This is a genomic window from Microbacterium hatanonis (assembly GCF_008017415.1).
Taxonomy (GTDB): Bacteria; Actinomycetota; Actinomycetes; order Actinomycetales; family Microbacteriaceae; genus Microbacterium; species Microbacterium hatanonis.
The window spans coordinates 1,724,919-1,740,749 of sequence record NZ_VRSV01000001.1; the positions used below are offsets into that span (position 1 = coordinate 1,724,919).

Here is a 15,831-nt window from a genome sequence, read left to right on the forward strand (position 1 = left end):
CTACCCTGGGCCCATGGCTCGCTCCCCTCTCACTCTAGCCGCGTCGGTCACGGCCGCCCTTCCCGGGGCAGGAGTGGTGGGCGTCGGTCTGCTCACCGAAAACGGCGCGGGTCGCTTCGATTCGGCCGTCGCCCGGCTCGACGACGGCCGCGAAGTGGTGGTGCGCACTCCCGCCGATGACGATTCGGCGAGCGATCTCGCCGCGGAGTCGCGCGCCCTGCACGCCCTCACCCCCGGCGTCCGCGCCCTCCTGCCGTTCCGCGTTCCCGAGGTGCTCGGCGAGGCCGGCTCCGGAGCCGCCCGCGTTCTCGTCGTCGACCGCCTCCACGGGTATCGCGTCGACCCCGCGCACCTGCCCAAGGGTTCCGGGTTCGCGACCGCCATCGGCAGCGCTCTCGCCGCCGTCCACGCACTGCCGCCCTCGATCGTGCGCACCGACGGCCTCCCCGTCCGCACTCCCGACCAGGTGCGCGACGATGTCTCGCGCCTCCTCGATCGTGCGGAGGCCACGCGCAGCGTCCCCGGCGTCCTCATCGAACGCTGGCGTCGCGCCGTCGACTCCGACGACCTGTGGCGGTTCGAGTCGGCCGTCGTGCTCGGCGGGGCGACCTCCGCATCGTTCCTGCTCTCCGAGGACGACACGGCGACGGTCACCGGCCTGCTCGACTGGGGCGGTCTGAGCGTCGGCGATCCGGCGACCGATCTGCGCTGGCTCGCGTCGGCCCCGACCGCGGCCGACGACGTCTACGCGGGCTACATCGCCGATGCATCGAGGGCGCCCGACGCCCTGCTGCGCGAGAGAGCCCGCATGTACGCCGAGCTCGAGTTCGTGAAGTGGCTGGTCCATGGTCACGACAACGGGCGCCCCGAAGTCGTGGCAGATGCGGTGGCCCTGCTTGAGTCGCTCGCCGACGGCGTGCGCGGCGACGAGATCGTGCCGGAAGCGAGCCCCGACGTGGATGCTGCGCTGTCGTACGCGCATCTGATCCCCGAGTCCGCCCCGACCGCGGTCGACACGTCGATGCAGACCGACGCCTACGACCCGCAGATGATGTCGCTGTTCCTCGCAGCCGAGCACGACCGGCAGACAGCCGCGTCCGCTCCCGACTTCGGCCTCGACGGGCTCCGCGAGCCCGAGGAGCAGTCGACGGCGCCGATCGACATGGAGGGCTGGTCGTCACTGCGTGAGACCGACGCCGCCGAACGAGAGACGCAGGAGGAGTCCGCGCCCGCCGGTGCGTCCGCGCGGGTCGACGACGCCGTGAACGACGACGAGGATCTTCGGGATGAGGCGCAGCGGGCGACGCGCGCAGCGCTGCGGCGATGGGGCGCCGGGGGCGACGACGCTCGAGTCGGTCAGGGCAGCTGAGTCCGCCCGCCGGCCGTGTCACGGGCGCGGCGCCATCGCGCGACGAGTTCTGCTTCGTGCCAGACGCGGTCCGACCGGATGACGAGGTCGTCCGCGACGTAGTACAGCGCGACGTCGATGTCTTCCAGGGGCACGCCGTGCTTCTTGTGGTAGGCCAGCCGGTATAGCGCGAGCTGCAGCATCCGCTCGTCCTTCTCTGCTGCGGAGATCGGCGCGCGACCGGTCTTCCAGTCGACGATCTCGAGGCGTCCGCCTCGGTCGTCACGGCGGAACACGGCGTCGAGCTTGCAGATCATGACGTGCTGCTCGCCGTCGCCCGTCGACATCGCGAAGTCGATCTCGGTCTCCACTTCGAGCGGGGCGAGAGCGGCCCACTCCGACCTCTCGAAGACCTCCTTCAAGCGGGCGAGGTCTGCGGCGTCCGAGGCGGATGCCTCCGACGCGTCGTCGTCGTCGATCTCCCACAGCGCGTCGTCGACCGACCCGGCGGTGCCCGCACGACCCGATCGCTGTTCCACCCACGCGTGGAACAGCGTGCCCAGGCGCGTCTGGCGGAAGGGGCGCTCGGGCAGCGGGCGGGTGACCGCGGACACGGTGGCGCGGTAGTCGGTGACGTAGTCCTTGAATCGGGAGGCGGGGATGCGGGCCGGTGGGCGCACCGGCGCTCCCCTGCGCCTCGTCTCCCACTCGGCGAGAAGGCGCGCCAGGGTGTCGTCGGGCACGGGATCGTGGTCGGCCGCTGCGCGCACCGCCTCCGCCGCGGTGAGCACCGCCTCCCGCCGCGCCCCGAGCGGGTCGAGGGGCCACTGGACGATCCGACCGCCCCTGTCGAGGTAAGGGTTGTCGTCGGGCGCCGACTCCTCGATCGGCGCAGCGCCGAGGGCGTCGAGCATCTCGACGAGATAGCGGCTGGGCGTGCGGGGCTCCTTCTGACCGGCCCAGTGCGCGCCGGTGAGCAGCAGCTCCGACCGGGCTCGAGTGACCGCGACGTAGGCAAGGCGTCTCTCCTCGCGCTCCTGGTGCGCGCGATCGGCCTCACGGAGTCGCTCGATCGCGTCGGGCAGATCGGCGTCGTCGTCGTCGAACGACCAGTCCAACCGAGGGAGCGCATCGCGATCGCCCCGCAGCGGGTACGGCAGAACCCCGAAACCGAGCCAGCCGTTGACCGTGCGAGGTGCCTTGGGCAGCTCTTTGTCGACGAGGCGCACCACCGCGACGGCGTCCCACTCGAGCCCCTTCGAGCCGTGAACGGTGAGCAGCTGCACGACGCCCGGCTCGGGGGGCTCGGGGCGCGGCATGAGTTCGTCGGTCTCCTCGGCGTGATCGAGCCACGCGAGGAGACTGGCGACCGAGCCGCGATCGTCGGCGAGGAGGAAGGCGCGCACCTCGTCGAGGAAGGTGCGAAGGCGCGCGCTGGCCACGCGAGCGGGGCCTCGAGCCTCGTTGGCGGCCAGTTCGATGTCGAGACGCAGCTCGATCTCGATCAGGCGCAGGAGGTCGGGTATGGGCTGGCCGACCGCACGCCGGAGACGCTCGAACATCTCGCCCGCGTCGCGCAGGCGCCGCCGCCCCTCGGGCGTGATGTCGCGCAGGAATCCATGATCGTCGTTGGACCGACGCACGAACTCGAGCGCGTCGATGATCGACAGCTGCTCGTCGGCACCCGCCGATGCGCGCACGCGCGCCGCGAGCTCGGCCGGGAGCGGATCGAGCGCCGCGTCACGTCGCGAGAGGGTGTCGGCCAAGGCGTGGAGGGAGGCGAGATCGGCCACGCCGACGGCGAACCGCGGGCCGGCGAGCAGTCGGATCAACGACGAGCCCTGGGCGGGGTCGTGGACGACCCGCAGCGCGGAGACGACGTCGACGACCTCCGGCGTGGACAGGAGTCCGCCGAGACCGAGGATGCGATTGGGCACGCCGGCCGCGTCGAGGGCGTCGGCGAAGAGCTGCATGTGACGCTTCGTGCGGAACAGCACCGCGCCGGAGTGGGGGTGCGGGGCACCGGATGCCGCGTGGGCGGCGCGGACGCCGACGAACCACTCGGCGACCTCCCGCGCTTCCTCCTCCGCCGACGCCGCGAACACCCGCGACACGCGACCGGTCGCCGCCCCCGGACGCGGTGCGAGCTCTTCGACGTCGGCACCGACGGCCGCGGAGAGGAGCGCGTTGGCCGCGGTGAGGATCGCCCTGTCGTTGCGCCAACTGATCATGAGGCGGAACCGGTCGCACTCCCCCGTCGACGAGAAGGCGCCGGCGAACGCGACGAGGTTGTCGGCCGACGCACCACGCCATCCGTAGATCGATTGATGCGGGTCGCCGACCGCCATCACGGCCGTATCGCGGAAGATCGCGGCCAGCAGCCGCGTCTGGAGCACCGACGTGTCCTGGTACTCGTCGAGCAGCACGACACGGTACTGCGCGCGCAACGCCTCACCGACATCGGGGGCGCGCTCCACGATCGTGAGGGCGTCCGCCACCTGGTCGGCGAAGTCGAGCGTGTCGTCCGCGCGTTTGCGTCGCGCGTACTCGCGCACGAGCTCGGCGAGCACGGGAAGACCCGTCATACTGCGCCGCGCCTTGTCGACGCGGTCCTGATCGACCTTCCTGCGGCAGGTCACGGTCGACAGGCGCGCGTCCCAGGAATTCGCGAACGCGATGAGGTCGTCGAGGTCGACCCGGTTGTCGAGCACGTCGCCCGAAAGACGATGGACGGCGTCCACCACGGTGGAGAACGCCTCCTCCCTCTCGGCGAGCCGCTCGTCGTCGGAGGCGATGACCACGCGTCGAGCGAGCAGCCACGACCCCGACTGGCTGAGGAGAGCCGAATCCGGGTCGCGCCCGATCCGCGCCCCGTGCTCCCGGACGAGTGCGTCGGCGAACGCGTTGTAGGTGGCGACGCGCGGACGGAACGCGAGCTCCTCCCCGTCGACGGAGCGGACGCTGCGGCCGGGGACCAGATCGTCGGCGACCCGATCGAGGAGCGCGGCGAAGGCGGCGTCGCGCACCCGCGGTGGGGAGGCCGCATGCGTCTCCCAGAATCCCGGGAGCGTGCCGTCCGAGACGAGCTGGTCGAGATGGGGCAGGAGATCGCGACGGGCGTACTCGCGAACGACGGCCAGTCGGCGACCGATGCGCTCAGCGAGCTCGCCCGCCGCCTTGCGCGTGAAGGTGAGCCCGAGCACCTCGTCGGGGGCGACGTGACCGTTGGCCACGAGCCACACGACGCGACCGGCCATGGTCTCGGTCTTGCCGCTGCCCGCGCCGGCGACCACGAGCGCCGGGCTGGCCGGCGCCTCGATGACGGCTCGCTGATCGGCGGTCGGCGGAGGAAGCCCGAGGGCGCGGGCGATCGTCTCGGCGGAGAGGGTCAAGACGACGACACCGCCTTAACCGTGTGCAGCGCGCAGACGCCGAACCGGGAGGTGGCGCAGTGCGCGTCGATGGGGGCATCGAACCTGTCGGCCGCCATCAGCCGCGCGGTCTCGACGATGCTGCCGAGGAACTCGGCGCGCTCGGCGGCGGCCATCGGCGCCTGACGCGCCAGGCGGTAATGGGGCTCCTTGGTCGTCGTCCGCGAGAGCACGATCAACCGTGCTCCGGCGTTCGTCTGCGGATGGGCGCCCGGGACGAGCCCCTCGAGGAAGGCCAGCTGATATGCGGCGAGCTGCGGATCGTCGGCGACCTTGTCATCGCTGACCCGGGCCTCGGAGCGTCCGGTCTTCAGATCGACGATCAGCACGTTCTCGTCGACTCCGTCGCGTACTGGCACCTTCTCGCCTCGACCCGCCGGATAGACCTCGACTCGGTCGATCGATCCGGTGAGCAGGGCGAAGCGGCCCTCGGGGTGCCGTGCGTCGGGGTCGACCGCCACGACCCGCGGCACACCGTCGGCTGTCGCGTCGAGGTCGACGGCGAGACGGAAGCGCGCCTCGGCTCCGATCGTGCGACCGCCTTCGGCGTGGAATGTCCGCAGGTAGGAGTGCAGGCGATCGGCGAGGAGATGCGCCCAGGTGTGCTCCTTGCGCGACAACCAGGGCGCCTCGAAGTCGAGCTCGCCCCACCGCTCGTCGACGATCCGGCGGATCTCGTCGAGGTCGCCCGAGGGCACCTCCTCCATCGCGGCGTGGAGGATGACGCCGGCACCTGCCGACCAGGTGCGCGTCTCGCCGCCGAGCGCACGCACCGCCCAATCGACCTGGCAATCCGCGAACGTCGTCATCTTCGAGGGAGAGATCGGCACCGGAGCGCGGTCGGGGTCGCGCAGTGGCCCGTCGGATGACGGCGGCGCCACTCCGAACCACTGCTCGGGCGCGGCGCCGGCGACCCCCGCGCGCGCGAGGACGACGAGCTGGGAAGCGGCGTGCGCGCGGGCTCCGACCGACGAGGAGGCGGTCAGCGTCCGGCGGTACTGCGACACCAGGCCGCGGAGGGTGAGGGGGTGTCCGGCGTCGACCTCGTCGAGCACCGGCGGCTCGGGCTCGGGCAGCAGCTCGAACAACGGACTCGGGCCGAGGTCGTCGTCGTCGACCGCGGTGACCACGAGGTGTCGTCGGGCGCGCGACAGCGCACGGGCGAACAGCCGCAGCTCGTCGTGCAGCGCCGCCCGCCGACGATCCAGCACCGCGGGGGCGGCCGGGGAGGCGAGCCCCTGCCGCCATGCCTCGACCTCGTCGCCGAGGCGCCAGGCATCGAGGATGCCGCCGCGAAGGCGGAGGTTCGGCCACACGCCGTCCTGGACGCCGGCGACGACGACCGCGTCGAACTCCGTACCGAGCGCCGTCGCCGGCGTGAGCACGGTCACGGTCGCCGCGCGGTCGGGAGAGGCGAGGATGTCTTCGGGCACGTCGCTGTCGAGGATCCGTCGGATGAAGTCCGATGTCTTCGCGTCGGGATCGCGCTCGAGGAATCGCTTCGCGGCGTCGAACAACGCCACCAGGGCATCGAGCGCCTGCCCCGTCTCCGCGGCCAGGACACCGCCGCCCACCGCCGTGTCGTGCCAGGAGCGCGCCAACGGGCGACCCGAGCCGTCGCGGGCGCGATCCCACGCCACCCAGAGCAGCTCGTGGACGGTGGCACCCCGCTCCGCGTCGGAGGCGATGCGCCCCAGCGTCGTAGCGAGACGCTCTGCGGCGCGAGCCTCGGGCGAGTCGATCAGAGCGAGCTCGAGGGGGTGCGCCAGGGCGTCGGCGAGCAGGTGCCGGGCCGCCCGGGTTCCTCCGTCGGCGAGCTCCGCGTGGCGCAGTCGCCCGCGCAGGCGTCGCAGCCCCACGGCGTCGAGACCCCCGAACGGCGAGACGAGCACACCGGCGAGAGCATCGGGATCGCGATCGGCGGGATCGACGAGTGCGATCCGCACGAGTTCGAGCAGGTCGCGCACGACCTGCTCTCGTCCGAGCGGGCGCTGAACGCCGGCGGCCCGCGTGGGCACCTCGCGTGCCGCGAGCTCGGTCTCGAGCGTGGCCACCTGACGGGTGTCGTGCGCGATCACGGCGATCCTCGACCACGGGATCTCGTCGAGCAGGTGCCACTCGCGAACGATGCGGGCGACCGCGTCGATCTCCTCGAAGGGAGAACCCGCGACGATGGCGCGCACCGACCGGTCGTCGGGGTCGAGGTCTCCCGGGGGCCGCCGGTGGTCGATGCGTCCCGCCGCACCGATGGACTGCGTCACGACGCGTGCGAGTCGCGTCAGTGCCGGCGCGGCCCGGTGCGGCGCGTCGAGCACGAACGCCGTGCCCAGCAGCGCGCAGAGGTCGGCGAAGAGCGCAGGACTCGACCCGCGGAAGGCACCGGACGCGATGTCGGGATCGCCGAAGGCGACGACCGCGACGCCGCGTGCGCGCAGTGCAGCGACGACGTCGAGACCGCCTCGGGTGAGCTCCTGGCCGTCGTCGATGAGCACAGCCCGCAAGCGGCCGGCCGCCCCGAGCTGACGTTCGCCTTCGGCGCCCAGCGGGGTGCGGTGCAGCACAGCGGCGGCCTCGCGCAACAGGTCGGCCGCATCGCGCGCACGGGTGTGCATCTGGTCGACCGCATCCCGGTACTCCCGGAGGAAGGATGCTGCGGCCGCCCAGCCGGCGTCGGCCCGATCCGCCGCGAGTCCGGCCAGTTCGGCCGCATCGAGGTCGAGTTCGGTGCAGGCGGCGATGAACTGACGCAGCTCTCCCCGGAACTCGCGCGAGCCCCTCACCTCGGCGCCGATCGTGGCCGGCCAGGGCACGACCGCCTCGCACGTTCCCTCGTCGGCGATGTCGCCGGCCAGGAGATCGGCGAGGATGCGGTCGTGATCGCTCGCCGCGAGAAGCTGCGGCGGCTGCCCGCCGGCCCGCACCTCTGCGGCCCGCACGACCTGGTAGGCGAACGACGCCATCGAGCGGGCGAGAGCCCCCGACGACGCCCGGTCGACGACGATCGAGAGGCGATCCCGGAGCGCCGTGGCGGTCTGCCGCGACGGCGTGAGCACGAGGACGTCGTCGACCGACACCCCGGCGTCGACCAGCGCGTGCAACCGCGCCACGAGGGTCTCGGTCTTGCCCGTTCCCGGGGCGCCCAGCACGACACCGGAGGATGCCACCGGCAGCCCGACGACCGCGCGCTGCACCTCGTCGAGCGTGATGCGCGACGACGACGCATCCGCTGATCCCATGCCCACCACGCTAACCGGCACGACCGACACCGCGGCGACGGACGTCGTTCGCCGAGAGCGTTCGGGGAACGGCCGGAGGGATACGCGCCCTGTCGTAGAGTTTTGGTGCGCCCGGGGCAGACCCGGGCCGGAAAGGGCACCACCGTGGAGATCCGCATCGGCATCGCGAACACCGGCCGTGAGCTCAGCTTCGAAACCTCCGAGGCATCGGACGCCGTGAAGAAGTCCGTCGCCGACGCCCTCGACGCCAAGGCGTCGCACCTGAACTTCACCGACGTGAAGGGCAACAGCTACCTCGTGCCCACCGCGACCCTCGCCTACATCGAGTTCGGCACCGAAGAGTCGCGCCGCGTCGGCTTCGTCGCCTGAGTCCGGCGCCATGCAGATCGCGCTCGCTCTGCTGATCGCCGTGGTGATCGGCGTCGCCCTGCACTTCGCGCTCCCCCACCGTCAGAAGCGCGGGGTGGTGGTCGCCCCGGCGATCGCCGCCGTCGCGGGTGTCGTGACGTGGGCTGCCCTCACCTGGGCCGGCGTCGGCATCGACAACCCCTGGATCTGGCTGTCGGCGATCGTCGTACCGGCCGTCGTCACGGCACCCGTCGTGCTCGCACTCGGCGCCGCCCGGGTGCGCGGAGACGAGCGCGAACGCCAGCGCCTCGGTCTGGTCTGACCCGACGTCAGGCCGCGAGGCCGGTGGCGTCCATGCGCCGCGAATGAGCGGCCATCAGCTCGGTGAAGACCGGCTCGACCCTCTCCTCGTCGGCAGCGACGAGCGTCGTCGGCCGAAGTGCCGCGCGTGCCACGAGAAGAGTGTCGCCGACGAGTCGTCGGCCCCACATCGCCAGGAGGGAACGCCACTCCTCGTCGCTGTCGATCGTGGCCGCGATGATCTCGACGATGGCCTGGCGGTCGTCGTCGGCCCGGAGGATGCGTGCGACGCGACGGCCGGTGTCGCCGTAGCTCGCCGACAGGGCCAGGTAGAAGTCGTCGAGCATGCCGGCCGTGATGTGCACCGAGACCATGGTCTCCTGGGGCCGGACACCGTGCGTCGCGCGGCGGAACGCGTCGAGCGATTCGCGGAACGGCAGCATGAGGGCCGTCGGATCGTCGCCCCGCTCCCGGATGAGGGAGACGAGCGCCTCGTGCTTCGTGAGTGCCGCACCCGCGGCGCGGGAGAGCGCCTCCTTCTGCGCGAGCTCGGGCGTCGAGGCGATCAGCTCGCTCAGTGTCTCGAAGAAGCCGAGCTGCAGGTACGCCGCCTGGCCGAGGAAGGTATCGACCTCCGGCGCCAGCTCGGCGAAATCGACCCGCACGGCGTCGCCGAAATCGCCGCGCGACCTCAGAGTGAGGGTGCGACCGGCAGGGCGACCACGACGACGCAACCACTCGAACACGTACGAAAGCCTAAGCCCGCCGCCGGTCCGCCCCGCCGAGGTACGCCCCTTTCAGCTGCATCCGAGCCGCTCCGGTATCGTTGAGGGGTCCCGGCGTCGGATCGGGACCCCCGCGCCTGCGGCTGAGTGAAGGCGTGGACCGATCACTCTAGGCGGCTCTCTTCCGCCGGACAGGCTCATATCGTGACGACCTTCGCCGAGCTCGGCGTAGACCAGGACATCGTCGACGTGCTCGCGTCGAAAGGCATCGTCGATGCCTTCCCCATCCAGGAGCAGACCATCCCCCTCGGCCTTCCCGGCCAGGACATCATCGGACAGGCCAAGACCGGTACGGGCAAGACCTTCGGCTTCGGCATCCCCGTGGTGCAGCGCCTCGGCCCGAACCCCGAGCCCGGGGTGAAGGCGCTCATCGTCGTCCCCACGCGCGAACTCGCGGTGCAGGTCTACGAAGACATGGACATGCTCACGTCGGGCCGGTCCACCAGCGTCGTCGCGATCTACGGCGGCAAGGCCTACGAGGGCCAGATCGACCAGCTGAAAGCCGGCGCGCAGATCGTCGTCGGCACACCGGGTCGTCTGATCGACCTCAACAACCAGCGCCTTCTCGACCTGTCGAGCGCCGTCGAGGTCGTGCTCGACGAGGCCGACAAGATGCTCGACCTCGGCTTCCTCGCCGACATCGAGAAGATCTTCACGAAGGTCGCGCCGGTGCGCCACACGCAGCTCTTCTCCGCGACGATGCCGGGGCCGATCGTCGCCCTCGCCCGCCGGTTCATGTCGAACCCCATACACATCCGCGCCACCGACCCCGACGAGGGCCTGACGCAGGCGAACATCCAGCACCTCGTCTACCGCGCGCACTCGCTCGACAAGGACGAGGTCATCGCCCGCATCCTGCAGGCCGACGAACGCGGCAAGACCGTCATCTTCACGCGCACCAAGCGCGCCGCGCAGCGCCTCTCCGACGAGCTGGGCGACCGGGGCTTCAACACCGCCTCCGTGCACGGCGACATGAGCCAGGAGGCCCGCGAGCGATCGATGGCCGCTTTCAAGGCCGGCAAGAAGGACGTGCTGATCGCCACCGACGTCGCGGCTCGCGGCATCGACGTCGACGACGTGACCCACGTCATCAACCACACGATCCCCGACGACGAGAAGACCTACCTGCACCGCGCCGGGCGCACCGGCCGCGCCGGCAAGACGGGCATCGCCGTCACGTTCGTCGACTGGGACGACCTCCACAAGTGGGCGCTCATCAACCGTGCGCTCGACTTCGGACAGCCCGAGCCCACCGAGACCTACTCGTCGAGCCCCCACCTGTTCACCGACCTGAACATCCCCGAGGGCACCAAGGGCCGTCTCACCACGGCGCCCCGCGCCCAGGCGGCGGAGACATCGAAGCCGCGCTCCGACTCCGGCTCGGCGGAGAACGGCGGCCGTCGTCGCCGCTCGCGTCCGGAGCAGTCCGCGCGCGAACCCCAGCCGATCGCCGAGCACGGCGGCGCGACGGTCGCCGCGCCCGAGGGCGCCGGCACGCACGACGGCGGCGGATCCGAGCACCACGACGGCAACGCCGCACCGCGTCGCCGGCGTCGTCGTCGCGGCGGAGCCCGTACGGGCGGCGGCGCACCCGCAGCCTGACCCGCCGCGTCCGCCGGGCGCAGCATCCGAATCTCCCGAAGGGGCGTCCGACGACCGGACGCCCCTTCGTCGTGGGGCGGAGTCAGGGGTAGACGGGCGCCGTACCGCTCGCGAGGGCGATGATCTTCGCGACCTCGGCGTCGGTGGTCGTGTTCTCACCGGGCTGATTCGGCTTGCCGAGACCGTGGTAGTCGCTCGAGCCGGTGACGATGAGGCCGCGGTCGTCGGCGATGCGCCGGAGCGTCCGGATGCCGGGAGCGAGGTTCTCGCGGTGGCCCAGCTCGAAGCCGGCGAGGCCCGCGTCGAGCATGCGGTCGAGCAGTCGCGACGGGAGGAGCCCCGCGCGACCTGCGGGATGCGCGATGATCGGCACTCCCCCGGCCCCCACCACGAGCGAGACCGCCGTGACCGGATCCGGCGCGTACAACGCCACGTAGTAGTCGCCCGCCGGACTCAGGATGCCCGCGAACGCCTCGGCGCGGTCGTGCACGAGCCCGCGTGCGACGAGGGCGTCGGCGATGTGCGGGCGACCGACGGTGGCCCCGTCGGAGGTCTGGGCGACGATGTCGTCCCACACCAGGTCGTAGTCCCGTGAGATGCGGTCGGCCATCACCCGCGCGCGGTCGAGCCTCGATGACCGGATGCGATCGGTCATCGCGCGCAGCGACGCCTCGTCGGGATCGAAGAGGTAGGCCAGGAGGTGGACGCTTCGCCATTCGTGTCGAGCGGACAGTTCCATGCCGGGGAGGAACGTCATGCCGAGGGAGGTCGCCGCCTCGGCGGCCTCCGCCCACCCCGACGTCGTGTCGTGGTCGGTCAGCGCCGCGGTCCGCAGCCCGTGGCGGTGGGCGGCCGCCATGACGAGCGCCGGAGCCTCGGTGCCGTCGGAGCACGCGGAATGGAGGTGCAGGTCGCTCGGACCCTCGAACCTGCTCACCGACTCCACTCCCCCGAGGGTAGCCGCATCCGCCGATCTCCCAGACTGCTGTCTTAGAGTCACGGGGTGCGTCGCGTCTTGGGGGTCCTCATCGCGCTGCTCTGCACAGGCGGGGCGGCGGTGCTCACCTGGCCCCAGTTGTTCAAGCTCGAGCGCACCTTCCCGATCGCGCAGATCGTGTCGTTCCGGGGGCCTCTGGCTGCCGCGTTCGCGGCCCTCGCGATCCTCGCGCTGATCTTTGCGCTGGCGCGCCCGATCCGTGCCCTCGCGCTCACGCTGGCGGCCGTCTCGCTCGTCGCGGCGGGAGCGAACGCCGGCATCCTGGTCTCCCGCGGCATCGGCACCGACACGCTGCCCGACAAGACCGACACGAGCCTGCGTGTGATGACGTGGAACACGGCGGGCTCGGCAACGGCTCCCGAGACGATCGCGCAGATCGCCGTCGCGATGAACGCCGACATCATCACGCTCCCCGAGACGACGATCGACACCGGCGAGAAGGTGGCGGTCGACATGGGCGATCTCGGCCGGCCCATGTGGGCGCACCACGCCGAGTACGGCGAGTACGGCATCGACGGATGGGACGCCACCTCCACGACCGTGCTCATCAGCCCCGAGCTGGGCGATTACTCCGTCATCGAGTCGTCGCAGGACGGCTCGAGCAACACTTCCACCGTCCCGAGCGCCGTCGCCATGCCGACCTCCGGCGACGGTCCGATCGTGGTGGCCGCGCACGCGGTGGCACCCCGGCAGTCGTACATGCAGCAATGGCGCGACGACCTGCAGTGGCTCGCCGACCAGTGCGCCGCCGACAACGTCATCCTCGCGGGCGACTTCAACGCCACGCTCGATCACATGGCGGGGCTCGGCGTCGACGGTGGGGCTCTCGGTCGATGCCACGACGCCGCCGCCGACACCGGCAACGGCGGAGTCGGCACCTGGACGACGGAGTTCCCCGCACTCTTCGGCGCCCCGATCGACCACGTCCTCGTCTCGCCGAAATGGCGTGTCACGGGTTCCGCGGTGCTGAAGTCCCTCGACTCCTCGGGCAGCGACCATCGTCCGCTCGTCGTCCAGCTCGAGCCCGCCGAGGGATGATCCGCCCTCCCGGTGAGACACTGGGAGTATGAGCGACGCAGGCCAGAACGAGACGACGACGGCGACCGATGACGCACCGGTCGAGACCACGACGAATCGGCGGCAGCCCTTCCCGCAGGGGTTCCTCGACTCGATCGCCGAAGGCTGGGCGACGCGCCCCGACAGCGTCCCCGAGCCCCGCGAGCAGGCCGCCTGGGCGGCCCGCCGCAGGGATGCCGTGTCACGCGCGTTCCCGGGCAAGCGGCTCGTCATCCCGGCCGGCGGTCTGAAGCAGCGCAGCAACGACACCGACTACCCGTTCCGACCCCACTCCGCGTTCGCCCATCTCACGGGGTGGGAGACAGAGTCCGAGCCCGACTCCGTGCTCGTCTTCGAGCCGCGCGACGGTGGCCACGAGGTCGTGCTCTACTTCCGTGAACGCGCCGACCGCACGACCCCGGAGTTCTACGCGGACGCCGCGATCGGCGAGTTCTGGATCGGCCCCCGCCCCTCGCTCGCCGGGGTGTCCGCCGACCTCGGCCTCGCGACCGCGCACCTCGACACGCTCGAGCACGGCGACGACGACGTCATCCTCGGCGACGACGACGATCTGGCACGGGTCGTCTCCGAGCTGCGGCTCGTCAAGGACGACTGGGAGATCTCGCAGATGCGCCTCGCCGTCGACGTCACCGCGAAGGGGTTCGACGACATCGTCTCCGACCTCCCCCGCATCGTCGCGCATCCCCGCGGCGAGCGGATCATCGAGGGCGTGTTCCACCAGCGCGCGCGCAGCGACGGCAACACCGAGGGCTACGACACCATCGCCGCATCCGGACCGCACGCCTGCTACCTCCACTGGACGCGCAACGACGGCGCGGTGGTACCCGGCGACCTGCTGCTCGTCGACGCCGGCGTCGAGGTGGACAGCCTCTACACCGCCGACATCACGCGCACCATCCCCGTCGACGGCACGTTCTCGCCCGTTCAGCGGAAGATCTACGAGACGGTGCGCGAGGCCGCCGATGCGGCGTTCGCCGCCGCGAAGCCCGGCGTGAAGTTCCGCTCCGTCCACGAAGCGGCCATGAAGGTCATCGCTGCGCGCGTGGCCGAGTGGGGTCTCCTGCCGGTGACGGCCGCTGAAGCGCTCGACCCCCAGCGCGGCGGTCAGCACCGTCGCTACATGGTGCACGGCACGAGCCATCACCTCGGTATCGACGTGCACGACTGCGCCCAGGCCCGTCGCGACATGTACTACGACGGCGAGCTGGAACCCGGCATGGTGTTCACGATCGAGCCGGGACTCTACTTCCAGGTCGACGACCTCACCGTCCCCGAGGAGTACCGGGGCATCGGCGTGCGGATCGAGGACGACATCCTCATGACCGTGGACGGCCCCGAGAACCTCTCTGCGGGAATCCCCCGCACCGCCGACGAGGTCGAGGAATGGGTGGCCCGCCTCTCGACGCGCTGAGCGTCAGCCCGCTCGCATCGCCTCGACGACGATCGGGGCGAGGTCGGCGCCGACCTCGTCGGCGGGGCGCTTGCGGCCCTTGATCTCGAACGAGTGGCCGCCGCCTTCGACCCACAGCAGTCTCGCGTCCCGGCAGGAGGCCACCGCCGCCTCGAGCTAATCGTGCGGGTCGACGAACGGGTCGTTCGTGCCCTCGATGAAGACCTGCCGCTGCTCGATGTCGGGGAGATGCGCGGTCCGCGCCTTCGACGGGTCGCCGGGCGGGTGCAGCGGGTAGCCGAGATAGATGAGTCCCGCCGGGGCGATCGTTCCATCGGCCGCCGCCATGGAGGCCATCCGACCGCCGTACGACTTGCCGGCCGCCCACACGGGCCCGGGGGCAGCGGCGTCCTCCAGCCAGGCGAAGACCGCCCCCCAGGTGGCGATCGCATGGCCGGCAGGCCCCGGCATCCGGCGTCCGGCTTCGACGTAGGGGAAGTTGAAGCGGAGCGTCGCGATGCCGGCATCGACGAGCGATCGCGCGAGTCCTTCGAGGAACGGATGCCGGTGACCGGCCCCCGCGCCGTGTGCGACGGCGATAGTCGCCCACGCGCCCTCGGGCCGCTCCCAGACCGTCGAGACGGTCGCCGGGCCGGCCGGGAGGTCGACGGTCAGCGGCCGCTCGCTCACGCGGGAGGTTCGATCCGCTCCGGCGAGGGCGCACCCTGAGAGGGGGCGGCCGGCGGCAGACGCTCGCCGTAGCGGGGCGGCTCTTCAGGCTGGGGCGCCACGGGCGTCGGCGCCGGATCGCTCGCCGCCGACGTGTCGGCGGCGGGCGCCGAACCCGGCCCGACGATCTGCCGCGCGCGGTGAAGGCTCGACGCCGTCACGCACACCTCGTAGCGATCGGCGACGACCTGCATGACCGAGGCGAAATCGCGACGACGACGCACGATGGAGTAGGTGATGAGGCTCAGCAGCATGCCGATGGCCACGCCCACGAACATGACGCCCAGGAACGCGCCGATCTGCACCGTGGGCTCGCCGAGCACGAAGATGAACGAGAACAGCAGACCGAGCAGGACGCCGTTCACGGCACCCGAGCGCGCCGCCGTCGCGTAGCCGAGCCGGCCGGTCACGCGCTCGATGGAGCGAAGACCCTTGCCGACGATCGCGATGTCGCGCGCGGGGACGTCGGCGGCGATCAGCGCCGAGACCGCTTTCTGCGCTCCCTCGTACGTGGGGAAGGACGCCACCTGCTCCCCGACTTCTTCGCGACCGGAGGGGACGCGTCCGCCGAGCATGCTCATGCGTTCA

At 71.6% G+C, this 15,831-nt stretch carries 13 protein-coding genes; 6 read left to right on the plus strand and 7 right to left on the minus strand.

Features of this window, described 5'->3' with window-relative positions:
* Positions 1-13: 13 nt before the first annotated feature.
* On the plus strand, positions 14-1,369 hold the full coding sequence (locus FVP77_RS08385; RefSeq protein WP_147894061.1) for a phosphotransferase: 1,356 nt from the start codon (positions 14-16) through the stop codon (positions 1,367-1,369).
* Here the strand turns inward: FVP77_RS08385 and FVP77_RS08390 are convergent.
* The gene (locus FVP77_RS08390; protein WP_147894062.1) at positions 1,357-4,740 is read right to left on the minus strand and encodes an ATP-dependent DNA helicase; all 3,384 of its coding nucleotides are present in this window, start codon (positions 4,738-4,740) and stop codon (positions 1,357-1,359) included. The two genes, FVP77_RS08385 and FVP77_RS08390, sit on opposite strands and share 13 nt — an antisense overlap.
* A complete protein-coding gene (locus FVP77_RS08395; RefSeq protein WP_147894063.1) occupies positions 4,737-8,015 on the minus strand; it encodes an ATP-dependent DNA helicase in 3,279 nt (1,092 codons plus the stop codon). Before FVP77_RS08395 ends, FVP77_RS08390 begins: the two co-directional genes overlap by 4 nt.
* Before the next feature lie 144 nt (positions 8,016-8,159).
* On the opposite strand from FVP77_RS08395, the gene FVP77_RS08400 reads away from it, so the two are divergent.
* Both FVP77_RS08400 and FVP77_RS08405 read left to right on the plus strand, forming a co-directional pair.
* Positions 8,160-8,384: a DUF3107 domain-containing protein gene (locus tag FVP77_RS08400; RefSeq protein ID WP_116646245.1), complete on the plus strand. Its 225-nt coding sequence runs from the start codon at positions 8,160-8,162 to the stop codon at positions 8,382-8,384.
* A 10-nt stretch (positions 8,385-8,394) separates the two neighbouring features.
* Positions 8,395-8,685: a hypothetical protein gene (locus tag FVP77_RS08405; RefSeq protein WP_147894064.1), complete on the plus strand. Its 291-nt coding sequence runs from the start codon at positions 8,395-8,397 to the stop codon at positions 8,683-8,685.
* Positions 8,686-8,692: 7 nt separating this feature from the next.
* Here FVP77_RS08405 and FVP77_RS08410 read toward each other — a convergent pair whose 3' ends face one another.
* Positions 8,693-9,409, minus strand: coding sequence for a ferritin-like fold-containing protein (locus FVP77_RS08410; RefSeq protein WP_147894065.1), 717 nt, complete (start codon positions 9,407-9,409; stop codon positions 8,693-8,695).
* 183 nt (positions 9,410-9,592) lie between these two features.
* On the opposite strand from FVP77_RS08410, the gene FVP77_RS08415 reads away from it, so the two are divergent.
* A complete protein-coding gene (locus FVP77_RS08415) occupies positions 9,593-11,050 on the plus strand; it encodes a DEAD/DEAH box helicase (protein ID WP_147894066.1) in 1,458 nt (485 codons plus the stop codon).
* 82 nt (positions 11,051-11,132) lie between these two features.
* Here FVP77_RS08415 and FVP77_RS08420 read toward each other — a convergent pair whose 3' ends face one another.
* The gene (locus FVP77_RS08420; RefSeq protein WP_147894067.1) at positions 11,133-11,996 is read right to left on the minus strand and encodes a PHP domain-containing protein; all 864 of its coding nucleotides are present in this window, start codon (positions 11,994-11,996) and stop codon (positions 11,133-11,135) included.
* Between the two features lie 57 nt (positions 11,997-12,053).
* Here FVP77_RS08420 and FVP77_RS08425 point away from each other — a divergent pair, with 57 nt between their 5' ends.
* Together FVP77_RS08425 and FVP77_RS08430 are read left to right on the plus strand one after the other, a co-directional pair.
* The gene (locus tag FVP77_RS08425; RefSeq protein WP_147894068.1) at positions 12,054-13,085 is read left to right on the plus strand and encodes an endonuclease/exonuclease/phosphatase family protein; all 1,032 of its coding nucleotides are present in this window, start codon (positions 12,054-12,056) and stop codon (positions 13,083-13,085) included.
* Positions 13,086-13,113: 28 nt separating this feature from the next.
* Positions 13,114-14,535, plus strand: a complete 1,422-nt coding sequence (locus FVP77_RS08430; protein WP_147894069.1) for an aminopeptidase P family protein — start codon at positions 13,114-13,116, stop codon at positions 14,533-14,535.
* Between the two features lie 3 nt (positions 14,536-14,538).
* Here the strand turns inward: FVP77_RS08430 and FVP77_RS17240 are convergent, their stop codons facing one another.
* Genes FVP77_RS17240 through FVP77_RS08440 form a run of 3 tightly spaced genes read right to left on the minus strand, consistent with a single transcriptional unit; the run spans position 14,539 to position 15,824 of the window.
* Positions 14,539-14,679, minus strand: coding sequence for a hypothetical protein (locus FVP77_RS17240; RefSeq protein WP_425463126.1), 141 nt, complete (start codon positions 14,677-14,679; stop codon positions 14,539-14,541).
* A 12-nt stretch (positions 14,680-14,691) separates the two neighbouring features.
* Positions 14,692-15,204, minus strand: a complete 513-nt coding sequence (locus FVP77_RS08435) for an alpha/beta hydrolase family protein (RefSeq protein ID WP_425463127.1) — start codon at positions 15,202-15,204, stop codon at positions 14,692-14,694.
* The gene (locus FVP77_RS08440; protein WP_147894070.1) at positions 15,201-15,824 is read right to left on the minus strand and encodes a YflT domain-containing protein; all 624 of its coding nucleotides are present in this window, start codon (positions 15,822-15,824) and stop codon (positions 15,201-15,203) included. The genes FVP77_RS08435 and FVP77_RS08440 overlap by 4 nt, the downstream gene beginning before the upstream one ends.
* Positions 15,825-15,831 lie beyond the last annotated feature (7 nt).